The following is a 21,511-nucleotide window of genomic DNA, read 5'->3' on the forward strand; positions in this document are numbered from 1 at the left end:
AGCGCTGGCAGCGTTGCGATGGCGTTACTTCAGGTTATGGCTGAAGAACGTGGTCAATTTGGCGAAGGGAATCAGGTTGACCCGGTCGTACAAGTCGACATGGCCGGCCCCCGGAATGATCAGCAGCTCTTTGGGCTCGGCCGCGCGCTGGTAAGCGTCTTCACTGAACTCGCGGGAGTGCGCCTGAGCGCCGGCAATGAACAGCAGCGGGCGCGGGGAGATGCTCTCGATGTCATTGAACGGGTAGAAGTTCATGAACTTCACATTGCTGATCAGTGTGGGCATGGTGGTGGTCTGCGGCGAAGCGCCGGCCGGGGTGACCTGGCCACGCGGGGTGCGGTAGAAATCGTAGAACTCGTCACCCACCGCGTTGCCGGTGAGTTTCAGCGGTGTGCCGCCGGTGTAGCGCACCGGGCCGCCCCAGGACTGCGCGTTACGCTGCTGCGCCGCCTGTTCAATGATGGATTGGCGTTGCGCTGGCGTGAGCGAATGCTTGAGGCCGTTACGGTTGGCGGCGCCCATGTCGTACATGCTCACGGTGGCAATCGCCTTCAAACGTGGGTCGATCTTGGCGGCACTGATGGCGAAGCTGCCGCTGCCGCAAATACCGATAACGCCGATACGCTCGCGATCGACCAGCGGGCGAGTGCCGAGAAAGTCCACCGCCGCGCTGAAGTCTTCGGCATAAATGTCCGGTGCAACCGACTGGCGTGGCAGGCCCTCGCTTTCGCCCCAGTAGGACAAGTCGAACGACAGCGTGACGAAACCCTGTTCCGCCATTTTGGTCGCGTAGAGATTGGCGCTTTGCTCTTTCACTGCGCCCATCGGGTGGCCGACGATGATCGCGGCATTTTTTGACTGCGGGTCAAGGTTCTTCAGGCTGAACAGATTGCCTGCGACCTTCATCCCGTACTGGTTCTTGAAGGTGACCTTTTCCACGGTCACTTTATCGCTGGTGTAGAAGTTGTCTGCGCCGTTCGACATATCGGCTCCCATGGCTGAAAAAGTACTGAAGAGCAGCCCGAAGGCCAAGCAAAAACCTTTCACTGGAATGTCCTTGCGATTGAGGGTTTATTCGTCTGAGCCTGTGCACGAACATTCTCTCGATCAGCGCCTCAGCGCCGTAGTGCATTCCTCTGGATTGCTTGCCTGATCCACTGAGTCTGGATTTTCAACGCCGCGCAGACACGATATGGCGGCGATCAGAGGGCAGGCACGGGATATGGATTACGCTGAGGATTCAGCGCTGGCGTCGGCCACTCCGGTTTCAGCCTGACGGCCACTGCGCAGGGTTTCCGGAACCCCAATCCCAAGCAGCACAACCGCCACCGCCGCAATACCGGCCAGGGTCAGAAATGCCGCGCTGTAACCGGCCTCCTGCACAACGAACCCGGCAAGTCCGTTGCTCAGTGCTGCGCCCAGCCCGAACACCGTGGTCAGTGCGCCGAGGCTGACGTTGAAGTGGCCGGTGCCCTGGGTGAGGTCTTTGACCATGATCGGAAACAAGGCGCCGAACAGACCGGCGCCGACGCCGTCGAGCAGCTGCACCGCGACCAGCCAATAAGCATCGTCCGACAGCGTGTAGAGCACACCGCGCAACGGCAGGATCAGAAAACCGGCCAGCAGCAGCGGTTTGCGTCCCCACAGATCGGCTTTTGCCCCGACCAGTAATGCCGCCGGCACCATCACCAGTTGCGCCGCGACGATGCAGGCCGAGGTCAGCGGGGTGGCCATCTGCAGATTGGCTTGCGCAAGTTTTTGGCTCACCAGCGGCAACATCGCCGCATTGGCGAGGTGGAACAGCGCACAGCAAATGGCGAACAGCAGCAGCGACCGGTTACCCAGCAGCACGGATAACCCGGAGGGTTGGCGATGCCCAGCGTCGGCCGGGTCCAGCCCGCGGGCCTGATCATGGTCGATCGCTTCTGGCGACACGCAGGCGATGGCGATGACACTGGCCAGGGCCATGGCCGCCATCAGGTAGAACACTGCCACCGGGCCGAACAGATAAGCGAATACACCGGCGAGGAGGGCGGCGCAGGCATTGCCGGCATGATTGAAGGTTTCATTGCGCCCGGTTCGCCGGGTGAACGCCCGTGGTCCGGTCATGCCCAGGGTAATCGCGCAGATGGCCGGGGCGAATATCGAGGCGGCCATTGCACTCAGGGTTTGCGTCAAAGCCACCCAAGTGAACGACGTCACGAACGGCAGCAGCAGGCAACTGCCGGTCACCAGCAGCGCGGCGATCGCAATCAACGCACGTTTGCGTCGGCTGTTGTCGACCCAGGCGCCGGCGGGTGTCTGGGTGATCAGCGCGGCGACCCCGGCGATGGTCATCACCAGACCAATGCTGGCCGGCTCCCAGTGATGCACCGCCAACAGATAGATGGCCAGATAGGGGCCGAGGCCGTCGCGCACGTCGGCGAGGAAAAAGTTCAGGCTGTCCAGGGACAGGTTGTTGCGGCGATCGAGGTCAGCGGCCACGGCGGTGTCTTCAATGTTTGAGGTTTGCGGATGGATTCCACCTCAGCAAGCCTAATGACCTGCGCCCGTGAATATAAGTTGCAGGCCGCTGCCGTGTCGTTGCGAAACAACGCCAAGGGGCTGAAAACGACGTTCCGTCATACGGTTGCTGCACGTTCGACGCGCTACTTGTATCCTTGCGCCGGTCGAGGACATACGACCGCTGTTATTGCCTTGAATCAGTAACGGCCGGAACGGGAAACCGGACTTTCCATTAGGTACTTTCGTGAAGCGTGATACCCACCTCGTCATCCTCTTGCTGCTGGTCATCGGCTGCTCCCTGGCGTCGCTGACCATCTGGAAAGTGCTGTCCTCGCGCGATCGCGCGCTGGAGGAAGTCAACGTGCACGGGTTGAACCTGACCCAGGCACTCGAGACCTATTCCGAGGGCATTGTCCGGCAAAGTTCGCTGCTGTTGCTCGGGCTGGTCGAGCGCCTGGAAACCGAAGGCAGTGGCCCCGCGCAGATCCAGCGCTTGGGTGCGTTGATCAACCGCCAACAGCCGTTGATGCCACAAATGAGCGGGATCACCATCTATGACCGTCAGGGCCATTGGCTGATGTCGTCGAACCGACCGATTCCGGCGGGGGCCAACAGCAGTGATCGGGCCTACTTCATTCATCATCGCGACGACCCGAGCCGCGAACCCTTTATTGGGCCACCCATCCGTAGCCGCTCCAATCAGGAGTGGGTGATCACCGTCAGCCGCCGTTTCAATGATGATCGCGGCGAGTTTGCCGGGGTCGTGGCCGTGACCTTGGGCGTGGAAAACTTCCTGCGCCTGTTCGGCAAACTCGACGTCGGGCAGGAAGGTGCCATCGGTTTGTCGTATACCGACGGCACGTTGCTGGTGCGCTATCCGTTCCGCGAACAGGACATGGGCCGCAACTTTTCCAAGTCGCCGATCTACGCCAAGTACCTGGTCGATCAATCGGTCGGCACCGCGTCGTATACCTCCAGCCTGGATGGCGTCGAACGCCTCTACGCCTTCCGCAAAAGTGAAAAATTGCCGCTGATCACCACGGTCGCCATCGGCAAGCGTGAAGCGCTCACGGCCTGGCGAACCGAGGCGCTGTTGTCGGCGGTGGTGGTGGCGGGGCTGTTGGGACTGACCGGCCTGATCGGCTGGTGCTTGATCCTCGATATCCGGCGCCGGACCCAGGTTGAAGGCGAACTGCGCATTGCTCAGCAGCAGTTGCTCGGCTCGAACCGACAACTGGAACTGCTGGCCATGAAGGATGCGCTGACCGGTCTGGCGAATCGGCGCTGCTTCGACCAGACCCTGGCCACAGAGGCGCGGCGGGCACAGCGCGACGGCTCATCGCTGGCCTTGCTGATGATCGATATCGACTATTTCAAACTGTTCAATGATGCGCTCGGGCACGTTGCCGGCGACGCTTGTCTGCAAGCTGTCGCCAGGGTGCTGGATGAATGCGTGCGGCGACCGTCAGACCTGGTCGCGCGCTACGGCGGTGAAGAGTTCGCGGTGATCATGCCCGCCACCGACATCGACGGTGCCGCCGTGGTAGCGCAGTTGATTATCGAGCGCTTGCAGAAAGCCAACATTGACCACCCGACAAGCCCGGTGGCCCGCGTGAGCCTGAGCATTGGCATCGCCGCCGCGCGCGGGTCGCACCTGGACCCGGTGCACGGTTTGATCGAGTCAGCCGATCAGGCGCTGTACCAAGCGAAGTTGGCCGGGCGCAACCGCTTCATGGCGTCTCGCGCGCAAGCCTTACTCGACTTCGATGGACAGCAGGCCACTGACGCGTGACACCAACGTGTCGACGGCAAACGGTTTGGTCAGCACCTGCATGCCCGGGCCGAGTTGACCGTTACCGATCACCGAGTTTTCCGCGTACCCGGTAATGAACAAGGTCTTCAACTTCGGCCTGATTTGCCTGCCCGCATCGGCCATCTGCCGGCCGTTCATGCCGCCGGGCAAACCGACATCGGTAATGAGCAGATCGATGTGCGCGCTGGAACGCAGCACTTCCAATCCTTCAACGCTGTCGCCCGCTTCGAGCAAGTCGTAGCCGAGGTCGCTCAGCACGTCCTTGAGCAGCATGCGGACGGTGGGTTCGTCGTCGACAATCAGGATGGTCTCACCGGCCTTGGCATGAGGCGTCGCCGAGCTTTGCGCGTCATCGTGATTGCGCTGCGCTTCGCCGAGGTAGCGCGGCAGGTAAACGCACATGGTGGTGCCTTGACCCACAGTCGATTGCACCCGCACCTGCCCGCCGGATTGCTTGGTGAAACCGTAGATCATCGACAGCCCGAGCCCGGTGCCCTGGCCCAGCGGTTTGGTGGTGAAAAACGGGTCGAAGGCCTTGGCGATCACTTCCGCACTCATACCGGTACCGGTGTCGGCGACCGACAGGCACAGGTATTGTCCTTCGGGCATTTCCCGTAAGCGTGCTGATTCAGCATCCAGGGTTCGATTGGCGGTCTCGACGATGATGCTGCCACCATCGGGCATCGCATCGCGGGCGTTGATGCACAGGTTGAGCAGGGCGTTTTCCAGTTGGCTGGCATCGACCAGCGCCGGCCACAGATCGGCGGCGGCGACCGTCTTCAGGCGAATACTCGGGCCGACGGTGCGCTGGATCAGTTCGCTCATGCCGGCAATCAGCGCGTTGACTTCAGTCGGACGTGGATCGAGGGTCTGACGTCGAGAGAAGGCCAGCAGACGGTGGGTGAGGGCAGTGGCGCGTTTGGCGGCGTCCTGGGCGATCTGCATGTATTTGTCGATGTCGTTCGAACGACCCTGGGCTATGCGTTTGTCCATCAGCTCAAGGGATGCGCAGATGCCCGCCAGCAGGTTGTTGAAGTCATGGGCCAGACCGCCGGTGAGTTGCCCGACCGCTTCCATTTTCTGCGATTGCCGCAACTTTTCTTCGGCCTGCATCAGGTCCGCTGTGCGCGCCGAGACCCGTTGTTCCAGTGTGTCGTTGAGGGCTTTTAACGCGGCGGTGACCCGGTCGCGCTCGGCTTCGACGTTGCGCCGGTCTTCGACATCGATGAGCACGCCGGGAAAGCGCAAAGGCGTGCCGTCTTCGGCGCACTCGACGCGGCCGTTCGCTTCAATCCAGGTGTATTGGCCATCCGCGCCTCGCACTCGGTATTGGTGCGAATAGGCACCGCCACGGGCAATGACTTCGTTGATCGCGGTGGTGAGTCCTTCCCTGTCGTCCGGGTGCACGGTCATTACCACTTGTTCCAGGCTCAAACCGTCGAGACCCCAGGCCGGATCGAGGTCGAAAACCCGCGCGAAGGCCTCATCGACGCTGAAACGATCGCTGGGCAAGTGCCAGTGCCAGGTGCCGATAATGGCGCCGGCGGCCAGGGCCAGCTGGACACGTTCGACGTTTTCCCGGGCGACGGCCTCGCTGATGCGCAAGCGTTCTTGCGCGTCGCGGCGCTCGGTGACATCGCTGAAGAAGATCGCAATCTGCCGATCGGCCGGGTCGCCGACGCGGACGGCGCGTACATCGAACCAACGTTCGAAGGTATTGGCGTAGTTCTCGAAGTTGGCCGGCTCGCCGGTCTTGGCCACATGGCCGTAGGTCTCGAACCAGAATTTTTCCAGGTTGGGCGCAAACTCGGTAACCCACTTGCCGCGCAGATTGACCCCGGCCTGACGTTCGAATGCCGGGTTGGCCTCGACGAAGTAATAGTCGATGGGGTGGTCGTCGGCGTCGAATTTGACTTTGACGATGGCGAACGCCGCCTCGATGGTTTCCAGAATGGTGCTGAAGCGCTCTTCACTCTGGCGCAGTGCGGTTTCGGCGCTGCGTGAGCGGGTCAGGTCGAGCATCGCGCCGATCATGCGTTCGGCCTGGCCATCGGCATTGCGGATCAGATGGCCGCGATCCAGCACTTCGGCGTATGAACCATCTTGGCAGAGGAAGCGGTACTCAGCGCTCCAGGTCGTCCCGGAGCCGTCAATCGCCGAGCGAATCGAGGTTGTCACGCGCGCGCGATCCTGCGTGTGAATCTGCGCAAATCGCCAGTCACACGTCGGCTCGATGGCTGCTGACGCGTAGCCATACGCCTGTTGCAGCGAGTCGTTCCAGATGACCTGATTGGTTTTCAGATCCCAGTCCCAGACGGCGTCGCAGGTCGCCTTGACGGCCAGACGCAGGCGCGTGACCTCAGACTCAAGCTCCTCGCGAGTAAGCTGTTTCAGGATGTTCACCCTTCATGCGTTGATGGTTGGCTTGCGTTCAATTGGCGTGTTTCAAACCATCGGCCTCACAAGCTTTGTCAGCCATTGACCCGGGGCCCCATGTTTAAGTTGCACACGGGCCAAAGGCACACGCGTTTTCATAGCGATTCGCCGCGATCCATTCTGTCGAGCAGACTCTGCCCGCGTTGCCACAAAGCCTGCTGTTTTTCCAGCGGCATGCGATCGAGGTTTTTGTACATCATGCCCATGCGCTGATTGCTGCGCAGAAGGTCGCCGTGGCGCATCAGGAAATGCCAGTACAAGGCATTGAACGGGCAGGCGTTGTCAGTGGTGGTTTCGCGCACCGAGTAAGCACAGCCGCGACAGTAGTCGGACATCCGGTTGATGTATTGGCCGCTGGCGCAATAAGGCTTGGAGCCGAGGTAACCGCCGTCGGCGTGCATGACCATGCCGAGGGTGTTGGGCAGTTCGACCCAGTCGAAAGCGTCCATATAAATCGCCAGATACCATTCACAAATCTGGCTCGGTGCGATGCCGGCGAGCAGGGCGAAATTGCCAGTCACCATCAGGCGCTGAATGTGATGGGCGTAGGCGTGTTTGAGGCTTTGGCCGATGGCCTGGCGCATGCAGTTCATCTTTGTGTCGCCGGTCCAGTAAAACTCTGGCAAGCGCCGCGTGTTACCAAAGGCATTGCCCTCGGCGTATTCCGGCATGTGCAGCCAGTAGACGCCCCGAACGTATTCGCGCCAGCCGATCAGTTGGCGGATGAAGCCTTCGGCGGCATTCAGGGCAATGTTGCCTGACCAATAGGCAGACTCCACGTCACTGCAGAGTTGACGCAGATCGAGCAAGCCAATGTTCAGCGCAGCGCTGATGCGGGCATGGAACAGAAACGGTTCGTCGCTGGCCATGGCGTCCTGATAGTCGCCGAATCCGGCCAGGCCGTAATCGAGAAACCAGGCCCAGAGTGCCTGGGCATCGGCATGGGTCACCGGATAGTTGAAATCATCCAGGCTGCCGTAGTGACTGGCGAAGCGATCCTTGACCAGTGCGAGAACTTCGAGGGTGATTGCATCGTTGGTAAAACCCGCCGGGTAGGGCGCCTTTACCGTTTTGGGCAAGGTTTTGCGATTGTCGGCATCAAAGTTCCAGGCGCCACCGACCGGGGTGCCGTCGCCGTTGAGCAGCAGGCGACTCTTGCGGCGCATCTCACGATAGAAGAACTCCATGCGCAGCTGCTTTTTGCCAGCGGCCCACGCGCGAAATTCGTCGCGGCTGCACAGGAAACGGTTGTCGGCATGCCAGTGGATCGGCAAGCCACAATCCTTCAGTGATTGCTCCAGACGCCAGTCGCCGCATTCGGTCATGTGCAATTCGTCGGCCTGCAGCAGCACCTGCCAGCGCTTTAATTCGCCGGGCACCGAGCCGCTGTTGTGCGGGTCGTCGAGGGTCACGTAATGCACCTGAAAGCCTTGGTCTTTCAGTGCCTGAGCGAAATGACGCATGGCGCTGAAGAGCAAGGCGATCTTCTGCGGATGATGGGCAACATGGCTGGCTTCTTCCATAACCTCGACCAGCAGCACACGATCCTGTTCGCGATCCAGACCTGCCAATGAAGCCAGATCAAAAGAGAGCTGGTCACCCAGAACGAGGCACAGCCGATGGGTTTTGTTCATTTAGCGGATTCAGCGTAGTGAGCAGCAGGCTGCCGAGTGGACGTTTAAGCATCAAGTCCAGATAGTTGTACAGATTGTAGTCTGTGTATAGGTTTTTGTGCGGTGAATTGCGTGATATTCAGATCTCCCCTGTGGGAGCGAGCCTGCTCGCGAAGGCTTCGTCAAATTCAACATGTTGGCTGACTGACACGCCGCTTTCGCGAGCAGGCTCGCTCCCACAAGGGCTTGCACTCCGACTCGGATGAGCGTTCCCGCTGTTGCGGGAGCGCTTGACGCCGCGTGGAAAGGCTTAGCCGGGATAAACGGGGTAGTCGGTATAGCCTTCGGCGTTGCCGCCATACACCGTCGCCGGGTTGAGAGCATGCAACGGCCAGTCATTGGCAATCCGCGCAGGCAGATCGGGGTTGGCCATGAACGGGCGGCCAAAAGCGACCAAGTCTGCCAGCCCCGAATCGAGCAGTTGCGCGCCGGATTCGGCGGTGTAACGCCCGGCATAAATGATCGCGCCGCTGAAGGTGTCGCGCACCGCCTGGCGGAACGTTTGTGGCATCGCCGGGGCGTTGTCCCAATCGGCTTCGGCGATGGACAGATAAGCAATGCCGACGTCTTGCAGGATTTTGATCGCTTCGATGTAAGTGGCGTGCGGATCTTCCTCGACCATGCCCAGGTAAGTGCGCGCTTCATCGGTGGTGGTGAACAGCGGGGCGAAACGCACGCCGACTTTTTCCTTGCCGATGCACTCGGCGACGCCGGCGACGACTTCCTTCAAAAAGCGCAGGCGATTGTGCAGCGAACCGCCGTATTGATCGTCGCGCAAGTTGCTGTGAGCCGAGATGAACTGGTTGACCAGATAACCGTTGGCGCAGTGCAATTCGATGCCATCGAAACCCGCGTCCATGGCGTTGCGTGCGGCCTGGATGTACAGCTGAACCAGTTCCTGCACTTCGTCGGTGCTCAGTGCACGCGGTGCCGACGGTGGCACCAGTTCACCGGCGCCGGGGGCGGTTTCGATAAACACGCTGACCCGATCTGTAGCCACGGCGGAGGCCGAAACCGGCGCTGCGCCATCGGGTTGCAGCGCGGTGTGGGAGACGCGGCCGACGTGCCACAGCTGGGCGAAAATCACCCCGTCCACGGCATGTACGGCTTCGGTGACTTTGCGCCATCCGGCGATTTGCTCTGCGGTATGGATGCCCGGCGTCCACGCGTAACCCTGGCCACGAGGCTCGATCTGCGTGCCCTCGGTGACCAGCAAACCGGCGCCGGCGCGCTGTTGGTAATACTCGGCCATCAGATCATTGGCAATGTTGCCCGGTTGGGTGCTGCGCTGGCGGGTGAGTGGCGGCAGGACGATGCGGTTTTTCAGGGTGTGATGGCCGAGTCTGGCCGGGGTGAAGAACGGGCTGCTATTCATGGATTACCTTGTCTTTGGGTTTATTAGACCAGTCGACTAATTGGTGGGCGAAAAAATAACGCCGGGTGATACGCCCCCGGCGTTCGATGAGGTTGTAGGGTTTTAGCCGAGCATTTCCAAAAGCTTTTTAGCAACAGCGGCGGAGCTGGCCGGATTCTGGCCAGTGACCAGTTGCCCATCGGCAACCACATGAACCTGCCAGTCAGCCACTTTCGAGTAATAACCGCCGAGACGCTGAAACTCGTCTTCGATCAGGAACGGCACCACGTCCGTCAGCCCGACGGCCTCTTCTTCGGAGTTGGTGAAACCGGTGACCTGGCGATGCTGAACCAGCGGTTTGCCGTCAGCGGTGAGGGCGTGACGCAACACACCCGGCGCATGGCAGACAAAACCGTGGGGTTTGTTGGCGCGGTCAAACGCTTCGATCAACGCGATCGACTGCTTGTCTTCGGCCAGGTCCCACAGTGGGCCGTGGCCGCCCGGGTAGAACACCGCATCGAAATCATCAGCGCTGACGTCAGCCAGGAGGCCGGTATTGGCCAGTGCCTGTTGCGCGGCGGAGTCTTTGCGGAAGCGATCAGTCTCGGCAGTCTGCGCATCGGGCTCATCGCTTTTCGGGTCCAGCGGCGGTTGGCCACCGGCCGGCGAGACCAGGGTGACGTCGGCACCGGCGTCCTTGAAGGCGTAGTAGGGCGCGGCGAACTCTTCCAGCCAGAAGCCGGTTTTCTTGCCGGTGTTGCCGAGTTGATCGTGGGAAGTCAAAACCATCAGGATTTTCATAGAGCACCTTGAGTCGATCAGGTGTCTTCGATTGAGCGAAGGATTCGCCCATCGGCCACACCGGTCAGAAAACGTTTGTCGGGGCGCAGCATAGATTCCAATTAGACCGGTCGTCTAGTAATTTTTTATCCTGCGGTTTTTCATCGACAGGTATGGCAAACTTCCGTTCCTCCGAAAATACGACTGGTCTATTGCCTGGTAATTTGCGCCCCATGAAACCGACCTACGACGACACCCGCCAACATTTGCTCGACACCGGCCACCGGATGATGGCCGAGAAAGGCTTTACCAGTGTCGGCCTCAACGAAATCCTGCAAACCGCCGGTGTGCCCAAGGGTTCGTTCTATCACTACTTCAAATCCAAAGAACTGTACGGCCAGGCGTTGCTTGCGGATTACTTCGTCGGCTACCTCGCTGACATGGAGCGGCGCCTGACGCTGCCAGGGCTGAGCGCCTATGAGCGGTTGATGGATTACTGGCAGGGCTGGCAGAACCGCTGCACCCTCGAAGGCCACGGTGACGAATGTCTGGTGGTGAAGCTCAGCGCCGAAGTCGCCGATTTGTCGGAGTCGATGCGCCTGACCTTGCGCGATGGTGCCGAGCAAGTGGTGGCGCGCATTTCCTTGTGTATAGAACAGGGTCAAGCCGAAAACAGCCTGCCCCAGGGCGATGCCCGGCATCTGGCGGAAACCTTGTATCAGCTGTGGTTGGGCGCCAGTTTGCTGAACAAATTGCAGCGCACCGGGCAGTCGTTGCAGACCTCGATGGCGATGACCCGACAACTGCTGGCGGTATGAGCGGTGGGGCCGTTGTGGCCCAGGTTACATGACTCAACACGCCTCGCCCTGACTGTTGCAGGGCCGCACATCCTCGGCGCGCCATTGTTTGATCAAGCGCCGGCGGTCAGGCGCGTAGTGTTCGACAAGCACCTGCACCGTCGCAAGGTCAGCCATATCGATCACGCGAAACCGGCTGTCGCTTTCGCACCACGCCGCAATGCAGCGCTTGCCTTCGATAAAGCCCAACATGATCGGCCAGATGATGTGTTCGGCGGCATCCGCATGTTCGAGCGCTAGTGCGATGCGCAGCTTGTTCTGCTCGCGCAGCGCCCGACGAATCTCGCTGAGGTCGATGGTTGTGCCGGGCTTGTGCGGCTTGGCCACGTAAAAGGTTTCGTCTTCGAAAATCGGCCGCATCTGCGCGGGCAGCACGGCACTGATTTTCGCCAGGGCATTGTTGACGGCATTCGCGAGTTGGCTGTCGGTCTGCCGGCTGACCCATTGCGCGCCGATGACCAAAGCCTGTATTTCCTCGGCGCTGAACGATAACGGCGGCAGGACAAAACCGGGCTTGAGCACATACCCAAGACCCGGCTCGCCGTCGATCTCGGCCCCCATGCCTTGCAGCGTGACGATGTCGCGGCGAATCGTGCGCAACGACACGCCCAATTCAGCCGCCAAGGCTTTGCCGGACACCGTGCGACGATGACGCCGCAGCGCTTGCATCAGCTCAAACAGACGATGACTTCTGGCCATTAACGCTCCATGGCGACGACGCCTTTGCCGCCGAGTTTGCGGCCCTGTTCGAGCTCGCGGATCAATTGTATGGCGCCGTCCAGCGGCACCACTTCTCCTAGCCGAATCTTCAAGCGTGCCTCACTGGCGGCGCTGGCCAGTGTTTCGAGGATTTCGTGTCGCGGTGTGCCAATGACCAGTTTCAGTCGCCGATCAATCAGGCCACGCAGGAATTTACCCGGACCCGGATTGAGATCAAGCAAACAGCCGCCCGGACGCAGCAATCCGATACCGGTCGAGACCGTCATCGACGCGGCCGTGTCATACACCACATCGAAGCGCGTCGGCAGCCTCTTCAGGTCCGTTAACCGGTAGTCGTAGACGGTCGATACCCCCAGCGCCTGTGCCCGGGCAGCGTCCGACGCGCTGCAACTGCCCGATACCGTGGCCCCCGACATCAGGGCGATCTGCACCGCCGCTTCGCCGACAGCCCCGGCGCAACCATTGATGAAAACCTGCTGACCGGCTTGCAGTCTGGCCTTGTCGATCAGCCCGTTCCACGCGGTAATGCCCGGTGTGCCAAGGCACGCCGCATCGGCGAAGGAAAGAGTATCCGGCTTGCTCGCCAGAAAGTCCTCTCTGGTCACGACGGCTTCACCCAATGCGCCACTTTCTTTGAAGCGGGATAGCCCGAAAACCGCGTCGCCGACCTGGAAGCGGCTGACGCTCGCGCCAACCGCAAGAACCACGCCAGAGAAATCCATCCCCATCGCGCGCGGAAATGTTCTGCCGGTGATCAGCTTCATCCGGCCCTGACGCAACTTCCAGTCAATGGGGTTGATCGCTGCAAATCTGACCTGCACGAGCACTTCATCCTTGCCGGGGGCCGGCAGCGGGAATGCTTCGACGCGCATCACGTCCGGGCCGCCGTAGCACGAGTACTGAATACGTTTATAGCCTGCTGACATGTTGGGTTCGCCTTCCGAGAGTGGACATGACACCGACTCTATAACGGGGCAGTGCCAGTTTTTGGCACCATTCGCTTTATGCAGATTGATGAACGGTGTTCATGACTTCATGACGCTGAGCGCAGATAGTCGCGGGATCCTCGTCGGTTTAACGTAGCGGCTGATTATCCCGCCAGCAGGAGCTTTGCGATGCCAGCACACCCGGTTCGTAGCGTGACCCACTTCAGCCGACTTCTGTTGACAGCCATCGCACTGTTGCTGACAGCCTGTGCTTCAACTGAAAAAGGTTCGACCTCCATGAAACGTTCACTTGCAATGACCTCCGATGCCGCGGCTGCCGTGTCCCCGGCACTGGCTCATAACACCGACGCCATGTTGTTTGGCGAAGTATGGAAACGCCCGGGCTTGTCACCGCGTGACCGCAGTCTGGTGACGGTTGCGGTGTTGATCGCACGCGGGCAAACCGCCGAGATGGCCGCGCAATTCAACCTTGCGCTGGACAACGGTGTCACGCCGCTTGAGCTGTCCGAAACGCTCAATCACCTGGCGTTTTATTCCGGTTGGGGCAATGCATCAGCGGCTCTGCCCATCGCCGCCGAGGTGTTCATCGCCCGCAACATCGATGCTGAGAAACTGGCACCGGTTGCGCCGTCATTGCTGCCGCTGGACCAGGCTCGCGAAGCTGACCGCGTGGAGCGCGTGAATGCGGCGGTGGGATCAGTGGCGCCGGGGCTGGTCGAGTTCACCACCAAAGCGCTGTTCCGCGATCTGTGGTTGCGGCCAGGTCTGGCGCCTCGCGATCGCAGCCTGATCACGGTCAGTTCGTTGGTGGCCAACGGGCAGACCGGCCAGGTCGGCTATCACCTGGGTCGGGCGATGGACAACGGTTTGAGCCAGACCGAAGCGGCGGAAATGATTACCCAACTGGCGTTCTATGCCGGATGGCCGAATGCGTTTTCCGCCGTGCCGGTGTTCAAGGAAGTGTTCAGCCAGCGCGCGCCGGGCTGACTGAACAGGGCGTCAAATCTGCTCCGGCAAGTGCGCGATAAGTTTGTCCAGCGTGATCGGATAATCGCGCACGCGCACGCCGGTGGCGTTGTAAATCGCATTGGCAATGGCCGCTGCGGCGCCACTGATGCCCAACTCGCCGACACCTTTGGCCTTGAGCGGCGTGGCGTAGGGGTCGACCTCATCGAGAAAAATCACCTGCTGATGGGGAATGTCGGCGTGCACCGGCACTTCGTAACCGGCGAGGTCATGGTTGACGAAAAAACCAAGGCGCTTGTCGACCTGCAGTTCTTCCATCAGTGCGGCCCCGGCGCCCATGGTCATGCCGCCGATGATTTGGCTGCGCGCGGTCTTCGGATTGAGAATCCGCCCTGCTGCGCAGACCGCCAATTGGCGACGCAGGCGAATCTCGCCGGTCGCCGCGTTGACCTCGACTTCGGCGAAATGTGCGCCAAAGGTCTGCTGGGCAAAGCGCTGGGCCAGATCGCCGAATTCCATGCGGTCTTCGCCAACGAGATCGCCTGCGGCCGCCGCGTGAGCCAAAGGAAAATGCCGCGTGCCATCGTGCACCTCGCCGTGGGCAAATTCGGCCGTTTGCGGATCAAGTCCGACGGCGCGGGCAGCGGCTTCGCGCAACTTGACGCAAGCGGCATAGACCCCGGCGGTAGACGACGCTGCACCCCATTGCCCGCCCGATCCCGACGACTCCGGAAAGCGCGAGTCGCCAAGGCGCACTTCGACCCGGTCCAGTTCCACACCCATCATCTCGGCGGCGGTCTGCGCAATGATCGTGTAGCTGCCGGTGCCGATATCAGTCATGTCGGTTTCGACGGTGATTGTGCCGTGCCGGTCAAGGCGCACACGGGCCGCCGAGGCGGTGGTTGGCGCGCCACGTATGGCAGACGCCAGACCGATGCCGATCAGCCAGCCATTCTCCAGACGTTGGCCGGCGCTTGCGTTGCGCTGGTGCCAGCCGAAGTGCTCGGCGCCGGTTTGTAAGCACTCGACGAGTTGCCGTGTCGAGAACGGTCGTGATGGCTGTTCGGGGTCGACCTGGGTGTCGTTGAGCAGGCGCAACTGCAGTGGGTCGATGCTGAGTTTTTCCGCCAGTTCATCCATGGCAATTTCCAGCGCCATCATCCCCGGTGCTTCCCCCGGCGCGCGCATGGCCGAGCCTTCGGCCATGTCCAGCACGGCAAGATTCAAGCGGGTCATGCGGTTGGCGCCAGCGTAGAGCAAACGCGTCGAGGCCGTCGCGGCTTCGGCCCGGCCCCCGGGCAGGTTGCCTGACCAACTCTCATGGCCGATGGCAGTGATCAAACCCTCGCGGCTGGCACCGATGCGAATGCGTTGAAGCGTCGCGGGGCGATGGGTCAAATTGTTGAACATCAGCGGACGTGGCAGCGCGACTTTCACCGGGCGCCCGGCGTGGCGTGCCGCCAGCGACGCCAGCACCGCGTCACACAAGATCGTACCTTTGCCGCCGAAACCGCCGCCGATGTAGGGCGATATCAAACGAATATCTTCTTTGCGTATACCGAGTGTCCTGGCCAGATCGCGCACGCCCCAGTTGATCTGCTGTATCGACGTCCACAACGTCAGCGAATTGCCGTTCCACTGGGCGATGGTGGCGTGGGGTTCCATCATCGCGTGCGCATGATCCGGCGTGCTGTAGTGCTGGTCGATCTGGACCGGCGCGGCGCTGAAGGCACCTTCGAAATCTCCGGTCTGCGTCTGCGGCGGTGGGCCGAAACCGGCGGGTGGGGGCGGTGTGGCCGAATCCTTGGCGGCCGCCAGATCGAACGCGCCGGGTTCGGCCACATAGGTGATTTCCAGCAGGTGGGCGGCGCTGCGGGCCTCTTCAAATGTCTGCGCGACGACGATCGCGACAGCCTGGTGATAGTGGTCCACCTGCGGGCCGGCCAAGGCGCGCGCGACATAGAACTCGCCCTTGGCCAAAGGCCCGGCATTCTCGTAGGTGACTATCGCGATCACCCCGGAACTGTTGCTCGCCTGCGTCGAGTCGATCGAGGCAATTCGTCCCTTGCCGATCCCGGCGCCGACCACATAGCCATAGGCGGAGTTGGGCACTGCGGCATGTTGTTCATACGCGTAGGGCGCGGTCCCGGTGGTTTTCAACTTGCCATCGATGCGGTCGGCGGGCTTGCCGATGACGTTCAATTGATCGATCGGATTAGTGCCGGCCGGTGTGTCGAATTTCATCACTGATTTCCTCTTCAGGCGGGCTGGCGGACAACGCCGGGCGCCTCAGCGCCAGCGTTTGCAGGCCATATCGCCTACGAGCCTAGGCCATTGAAACGCATCTGATAATGCGCCTTGCCAGGATGGAGTCATGAGTCCGGCTCACGAATCCTGACCAACATGACAAATAAGAATAAGTTTCAATTACATGATCTCTGGTATACCATCCGCGCCGCTGTTCTGGCGGTTTCACCCTTCGTTCTGGCCTATTCACAAGGTTTTCATTTCATGCGTCGTACTCTGCTTTCCATTTGCGTGCTGCAGGCGTTGTCTTCTTCCTCGTGGGCCGAACAGGCCGATTCAACATCCTCAGCGCTAGAGCTGGAGGCGACCGACGTGGTCGGTACAGCGGATTACGAACGGGCCGACGGCCCGGTGCAGGGTTACCGCGCGACGCGCTCGGCCAGCGCCACGCGCACCGACAGTTCGATCCATGAAACCCCGCAATCGATCAGCGTGGTCACTAAAGATGCTGTCGAAGACCTCGGCGCCACCCGTCTGCAAGACGCGCTGGATTACGCCGGCGGCGTCGGCCGCGCGAACAATTTCGGCGGGCAGGGCCTGACCACGTTCACCGTGCGCGGCTTCACCACTGGCGAGTTCTACCGCAACGGTTTCCCGATCAATCGCGGCTACCCGAACATGCCCGACGCCAACACCATCGAGCGTCTGGAAGTGCTGCGCGGGCCGGCGACGATGCTCTATGGCCGTGGCGATCCGGGCGGCACCTTCAATGTCGTGTCCAAGCAGCCGTTGGCCGAGCGCACGGTCACGTTGGGCAGCCAGTTGAATGATCAAGGCATGAAGCGCGGCACGCTGGACGCCTCCGGCCCTTTGGATGAAGAGGGGCGCCTGGCCTATCGACTGAACGTGGTGGGTGAGGGCGGCGATACCTTCCGCGATCACGTCGAGACTGAGCGCTACGGCATCACGCCAGTGCTGACCTGGCAGGCCAGCGATGCCACCCGGGTGATCTTCGAGGGTGATTTCATGCGCAACAATCATCCGCTGGATCGCGGTGTGACGCGTTACGCCAAGCAGATTGGCACCGCCTCGCGGGACACGTTTTTCGGCGAAAAAGACGCCGGCAAATTGCACAACGACAACAACATGGCGCAACTGCGCTTCGAACATCTGCTCAATGATGACTGGACGCTGGGCGGTGGTTTCCAGTGGCTCGACGGCTCGCTTGAGGGCAATGCCATCGAAGCCAACGGCATTGCCGATGACGGTCGAACCCTGGGGCGCAATTTCAACTACCGCAAACTGGAGTGGACCGACAAGGACACCCAGCTCAATCTGACCGGGCATTTCAGCACCGGTGGCTTGCAGCACACCTTGCTGACCGGTATCGAATACGAAGATTACGACTACAAGTCGATCATTCAGCGCTCCAGTGGTGCGATCGGCGCCTACCCGATCGACATCTTTGATCCGGTTTACGGTCAGCCACGCCCGGCATTGACCCGCACGCCGACCCACGACAAGGAAAACCTCAAGACCTACGCCGCATTCGTGCAGGACCAAGTGGCGTTGACCGAGCGCTTGAAAGTGCTGGCCGGGGCGCGGTTCGAACGATTCGAGCACGATTATGAAACCTACGTGCCAGGCGGCAAAAACTGGCAGGCCAGCGACAACGCGGTGACTCCACGACTCGGCGTGACCTACGATCTGACCGACACGCTGGCGGTCTACGCCGACACTGCGCGCTCGTTCAAGCCCAATACCGGTGCAAGCCGCGTGGGCGGAGGCTTCGCCCCGGAGAAAGGCAAGTCTTACGAAATGGGCATCAAGTGGGAAGCGCTGGATCATCAGTTGAGCGTCGACGCGGCGATCTATCAGATCGAAAAACGCAACGTGCTGACCACCGACCCGGTGGACTCGACCTTCAGTGTGGCGGCCGGGGAAGTGCGCAGCCGTGGTTTCGACCTGAACGTCGCCGGCAACCTGACACCCGAATGGCGCGTCATCGGCGGCTACGCCTACGTGGATGCCGAAGTGACCAAAGACAACGTGATCCGTTCGGGCACGCGGCTGATGAACATTCCGCAGAATAGCTTCAGCCTGCTCAACGTTTACGAGTTTCAGGACGGCGCGCTAAAAGGCCTGGGCCTGGGTACCGGACTCAAATATGTCGACGAACGCGCCGGGCAAACCGCCAATACTGCCTTCTCGATGGACAGCTACACCGTTGTCGATTTGCTCGGTTTCTATAAGGTCAACGAGAAAGTGCGGCTCAATCTTGACGTGAAGAACCTGTTTGATCGGGATTATGAAGAGGGCGCGTTCGGTAATGTCTACGCCTATCCGGGTGCGCCGAGAACGGTGCAGGTGGGGATTTCCTACACCTTGTAAGCCGCGTTCGACGCTGCAACGGCGGCCCCTCACCCCAGCCCTCTCCCTGAGGGAGAGGGGGCCGACCGAGGTGTCTTGGGTTATGCATCGACCTGACAGATCGCGTCGATTACGGGCCCATCGGTAATGCTTGACGGCATTGGATTCACAGGCGTTATTTCAGGTCGGCGTTTATCGTCAATATCCCCAAATCGGTTCCCTCTCCTGGGGGAGAGGGCTAGGGTGAGGGCCGCTGTTCGGCACCTGCCACTTAACCAGTGATACAACCCTGCGGCGTTTTCCCTGCAAAGCTGTCCAGCAAACTCGCCACTACCATTTCCCCCATGCGCGTGCGCGTCTGCAATGTCGCGCTGGCACGGTGCGGCTGCAGCACCACCTGCTCGTTACCGAACAAGGCTTCTGGCACATTCGGCTCATCAACAAACACATCCAGCCCCGCACCGGCGATCTCTCCGGCATTCAGCGCCGCCACCAGATCAGCCTCGTTGACCAGTTTGCCCCGTGCCACATTGATCAGATAACCGTCCTTGCCCAAGGCCTGGAGCACCGAGGCATCGATGATGGCTTCAGCCTTGTCCGCAGCGGCGGCGAGAATCAGCGCATCGCTGTCGCGGGCCAATTGCTTGAGGTCGGCGACGAAAGTGTGGGGTACATCGCTCATCGGTTGCAGGTCGGTGTAACTGATCGGACAGCCGAAGGCGGCCGCTCGGCTGGCCACCGCGCGGCCAACCCGGCCCATGCCGACGATACCGATACGCATGCCGGACACCTGACGTGCCAGCGGCAGAGGCGCCAGCGGTGTGGCGCTGTGCGGCCATTGACCCGAGCGTACATAGCGATCACTGGTACACAGCCCGCGACACACGGAAATCAGCAAACCGATGGCAAGGTCGGCGACGTCTTCGGTCAGCGCGCCAATGGTCGCGGTCACGCGGATGCCGCGATCACGGGCGTAAGCCAGGTCAACCGCGTCGGTGCCGACTCCGTTGACCGCCACCACCTCAAGATTCGGCAGTTGCGCCATGACGGCTTGGGTGATGCCGGTATGGCCACCGGTGATCACTCCGCGAATATTCGCGCCGTGTTCCTGCAAATACGCCTGTTTGTCGGCCTGCTGGAAATAGCGTCGGACCGTAAACAGTTCATCGAGACGCGCATTGATTTCAGGAATCAGGATCGGGCTGAGCTGCAGGATTTCTGGCTTCATGTAAACCTCTCTTACCGAATAAAAAGGCCGGATCAACCGCGGCCGGCAAACGGCATGGCGGTGGCCATGACGGTCATGTTCAGAACGTTGGCCGACAACGGCAGGCCGGCGATGTAGCGCACCGCATCGGCGACATGCTTGACGTCGACCATTGGCTCCACGGCGATGCTGCCGTTGGCCTGGCGCACGCCTTTGGTCATGCGTACCGACATTTCGGTGAGGGCGTTGCCGATATCGATCTGGCTGCAAGCGATGTTGAATTCACGACCGTCCAGCGCCAGCGATTTGGTCAGGCCCAGCACCGCATGTTTGCTGGCGGTGTAGGCGCTGCTGAATGGACGTGGCGTGTGTGCCGAAATCGAACCGTTATTGATGATGCGTCCGCCCTGAGGCTGTTGACGGCGCATCAGGCCGAAGGCACCCCGAGCACACAGGAAAACCCCGTTGAGGTTGGTGTCGATCACGTTGCGCCACTGCTCGAACGTCAACTCATCCAAGGGCACGGCGGGGGCATTGACCCCGGCATTGTTGAACACCACATCCAGCCGTCCGTAAACCTCGGCAATGGTTGCGAACAGCGCATCGACACTGGCCGGGTCGCGCACATCGGTGGGCACCGCCAGGGCTTCGTGCCCCTCGCTTGCCGCCAGTTCGACCAGCGCCTGTAACGGTTCCGGCCGGCGACCGGCAAGCACCAGGGTGTAGCCGTCGGCCAACAGGCCAAGCGCCACAGAGCGGCCGATTCCGCTGCCGGCGCCGGTGACCAGCGCGACTTTCAAAGGTTGAGTGATGGACATTTTGTTGTTCTCCTGTCTTCAAATCACTGAGGCGTGCAGGGCGTTCAAGCCTTGCGGCCGACACGCATTTCCAGTTGGCCGATGCCGTCGATTCCGGCGTTGATCACATCGCCCGGTTGCAGGCCGTCGACGCCGGCCGGGCTGCCGGTCATGATCAGGTCGCCGGCCCTCAGCGCCACTGACCGGGAGATCCGGCTGATGACTTCAGCCACCGACCAGATCTGGCTGTCGAGACTGTCGCGCTGACGCTCCTCGCCGTTGACGTTCAACCACAATTCGCCTTCGGGATGGCCAGCGCGGGTCACCGGGACAATCGCGGTCATCGGCGCGGCCCCGTCAAATACCTTGGCACCTTCCCACGGCAAACCATTGCTCTTGGCGGCGCGCTGAACATCACGGCGGGTCAGGTCGAGGCCGGCGGCGTAACCCCAGACATAGGCCAGCGCTTCGCTTTCGGGGATATTCGCGCCACCTTCACCGATGGCTACCACCAGTTCGATTTCGTGGGCGAAATCATCGGTCAGCGAAGGGAATGCCACCTCACCAACGGCGTCGACGACATTGCTCGCCGGTTTCATGAAAAACACCGGCGGCTGGCGCGACTGGCCGATGGCGTCTGGCCACGGGTAGTTGCGGCCGACACAAAACACCCGACCGACGGGAAAGCGCTGCTCACTGCCGACAACCGGCAAAGTCACGGGCAGATCCGGGGTGAAGACGTATTCGGTCATGTTCATCCTGTTAAGAGTCCTGTTGGTAGCTTCAGCGTACGGCGGCAGTCGTTGGTGAAGTTGGACGAAAGCCGCCTGCAGTTGGAG

16 protein-coding genes and 1 pseudogene are annotated in these 21,511 nt (G+C 61.0%); 5 read left to right on the forward strand and 12 right to left on the reverse strand.

Translation table 11 applies throughout. The features are described from left to right. Positions 1–24 precede the first annotated feature (24 nt). Together PspR84_RS12540 and PspR84_RS12545 are read right to left on the reverse strand one after the other, a co-directional pair. Positions 25–1,047, reverse strand: coding sequence for an alpha/beta hydrolase (locus PspR84_RS12540; RefSeq protein ID WP_160057488.1), 1,023 nt, complete (start codon positions 1,045–1,047; stop codon positions 25–27). Positions 1,048–1,227: 180 nt separating this feature from the next. Further along, complete coding sequence (locus tag PspR84_RS12545) at positions 1,228–2,484, reverse strand: MFS transporter (protein WP_160057489.1); 1,257 nt, start codon at positions 2,482–2,484, stop codon at positions 1,228–1,230. A 265-nt stretch (positions 2,485–2,749) separates the two neighbouring features. Between PspR84_RS12545 and PspR84_RS12550 the strand changes: the two genes are divergently transcribed. Next, positions 2,750–4,297, forward strand: a complete 1,548-nt coding sequence (locus tag PspR84_RS12550; RefSeq protein ID WP_160057490.1) for a sensor domain-containing diguanylate cyclase — start codon at positions 2,750–2,752, stop codon at positions 4,295–4,297. Here the strand turns inward: PspR84_RS12550 and PspR84_RS12555 are convergent. Together PspR84_RS12555 and PspR84_RS12560 are read right to left on the reverse strand one after the other, a co-directional pair. Beyond that, positions 4,259–6,721, reverse strand: a complete 2,463-nt coding sequence (locus PspR84_RS12555; protein WP_160057491.1) for a hybrid sensor histidine kinase/response regulator — start codon at positions 6,719–6,721, stop codon at positions 4,259–4,261. The two genes, PspR84_RS12550 and PspR84_RS12555, sit on opposite strands and share 39 nt — an antisense overlap. 128 nt (positions 6,722–6,849) lie before the next feature. Then, a complete protein-coding gene (locus PspR84_RS12560) occupies positions 6,850–8,388 on the reverse strand; it encodes a cryptochrome/photolyase family protein (RefSeq protein WP_160057492.1) in 1,539 nt (512 codons plus the stop codon). 95 nt (positions 8,389–8,483) lie between these two features. Here PspR84_RS12560 and PspR84_RS29625 point away from each other — a divergent pair. Beyond that, a pseudogene (locus PspR84_RS29625) lies at positions 8,484–8,609 on the forward strand (metal ABC transporter ATP-binding protein); the annotation flags it as partial. Positions 8,610–8,677: 68 nt separating this feature from the next. Here the strand turns inward: PspR84_RS29625 and PspR84_RS12565 are convergent. Further along, entirely contained in the window at positions 8,678–9,802 is a 1,125-nt protein-coding gene (locus PspR84_RS12565; RefSeq protein ID WP_160057493.1) for an alkene reductase, read from the reverse strand. A 102-nt stretch (positions 9,803–9,904) separates the two neighbouring features. Beyond that, complete coding sequence (locus PspR84_RS12570) at positions 9,905–10,582, reverse strand: type 1 glutamine amidotransferase domain-containing protein (protein ID WP_160057494.1); 678 nt, start codon at positions 10,580–10,582, stop codon at positions 9,905–9,907. A gap of 212 nt (positions 10,583–10,794) precedes the next feature. Between PspR84_RS12570 and PspR84_RS12575 the strand changes: the two genes are divergently transcribed. After that, positions 10,795–11,379 (forward strand): TetR/AcrR family transcriptional regulator, encoded by a 585-nt coding sequence (locus tag PspR84_RS12575; RefSeq protein ID WP_160057495.1) that lies wholly within the window; start codon positions 10,795–10,797, stop codon positions 11,377–11,379. Between the two features lie 33 nt (positions 11,380–11,412). On the opposite strand, the gene PspR84_RS12580 is transcribed toward PspR84_RS12575, so the two are convergent. Further along, positions 11,413–12,117 (reverse strand): YafY family protein, encoded by a 705-nt coding sequence (locus tag PspR84_RS12580; protein WP_160057496.1) that lies wholly within the window; start codon positions 12,115–12,117, stop codon positions 11,413–11,415. Continuing rightward, complete coding sequence (locus PspR84_RS12585; RefSeq protein ID WP_160057497.1) at positions 12,117–13,064, reverse strand: NAD(P)-dependent alcohol dehydrogenase; 948 nt, start codon at positions 13,062–13,064, stop codon at positions 12,117–12,119. Before PspR84_RS12585 ends, PspR84_RS12580 begins: the two co-directional genes overlap by 1 nt. 297 nt (positions 13,065–13,361) lie before the next feature. Between PspR84_RS12585 and PspR84_RS12590 the strand changes: the two genes are divergently transcribed. Continuing rightward, entirely contained in the window at positions 13,362–14,072 is a 711-nt protein-coding gene (locus PspR84_RS12590) for a carboxymuconolactone decarboxylase family protein (RefSeq protein WP_238785262.1), read from the forward strand. A 12-nt stretch (positions 14,073–14,084) separates the two neighbouring features. Here the strand turns inward: PspR84_RS12590 and paoC are convergent, their stop codons facing one another. Then, positions 14,085–16,295 carry an aldehyde oxidoreductase molybdenum-binding subunit PaoC gene (gene paoC / locus PspR84_RS12595; protein ID WP_160057499.1) on the reverse strand — a complete coding sequence of 737 codons (2,211 nt, stop codon included), beginning with the start codon at positions 16,293–16,295 and terminating at the stop codon, positions 14,085–14,087. 267 nt (positions 16,296–16,562) lie between these two features. Between paoC and PspR84_RS12600 the strand changes: the two genes are divergently transcribed. Beyond that, complete coding sequence (locus PspR84_RS12600; protein ID WP_160057500.1) at positions 16,563–18,689, forward strand: TonB-dependent siderophore receptor; 2,127 nt, start codon at positions 16,563–16,565, stop codon at positions 18,687–18,689. Between the two features lie 250 nt (positions 18,690–18,939). Here PspR84_RS12600 and PspR84_RS12605 read toward each other — a convergent pair whose 3' ends face one another. From PspR84_RS12605 to PspR84_RS12615, 3 genes are read right to left on the reverse strand one after another with little or no spacing between them, the layout of a single operon-like run. Then, positions 18,940–19,896 (reverse strand): 2-hydroxyacid dehydrogenase, encoded by a 957-nt coding sequence (locus tag PspR84_RS12605; protein WP_160057501.1) that lies wholly within the window; start codon positions 19,894–19,896, stop codon positions 18,940–18,942. Positions 19,897–19,928: 32 nt separating this feature from the next. Continuing rightward, positions 19,929–20,687, reverse strand: a complete 759-nt coding sequence (locus PspR84_RS12610; RefSeq protein WP_034155520.1) for an SDR family oxidoreductase — start codon at positions 20,685–20,687, stop codon at positions 19,929–19,931. Between the two features lie 50 nt (positions 20,688–20,737). Then, positions 20,738–21,430 (reverse strand): fumarylacetoacetate hydrolase family protein, encoded by a 693-nt coding sequence (locus tag PspR84_RS12615; protein WP_160057502.1) that lies wholly within the window; start codon positions 21,428–21,430, stop codon positions 20,738–20,740. Positions 21,431–21,511 lie beyond the last annotated feature (81 nt).

Source organism: Pseudomonas sp. R84 (assembly GCF_009834515.1).
Taxonomy (GTDB): Bacteria; Pseudomonadota; Gammaproteobacteria; order Pseudomonadales; family Pseudomonadaceae; genus Aquipseudomonas.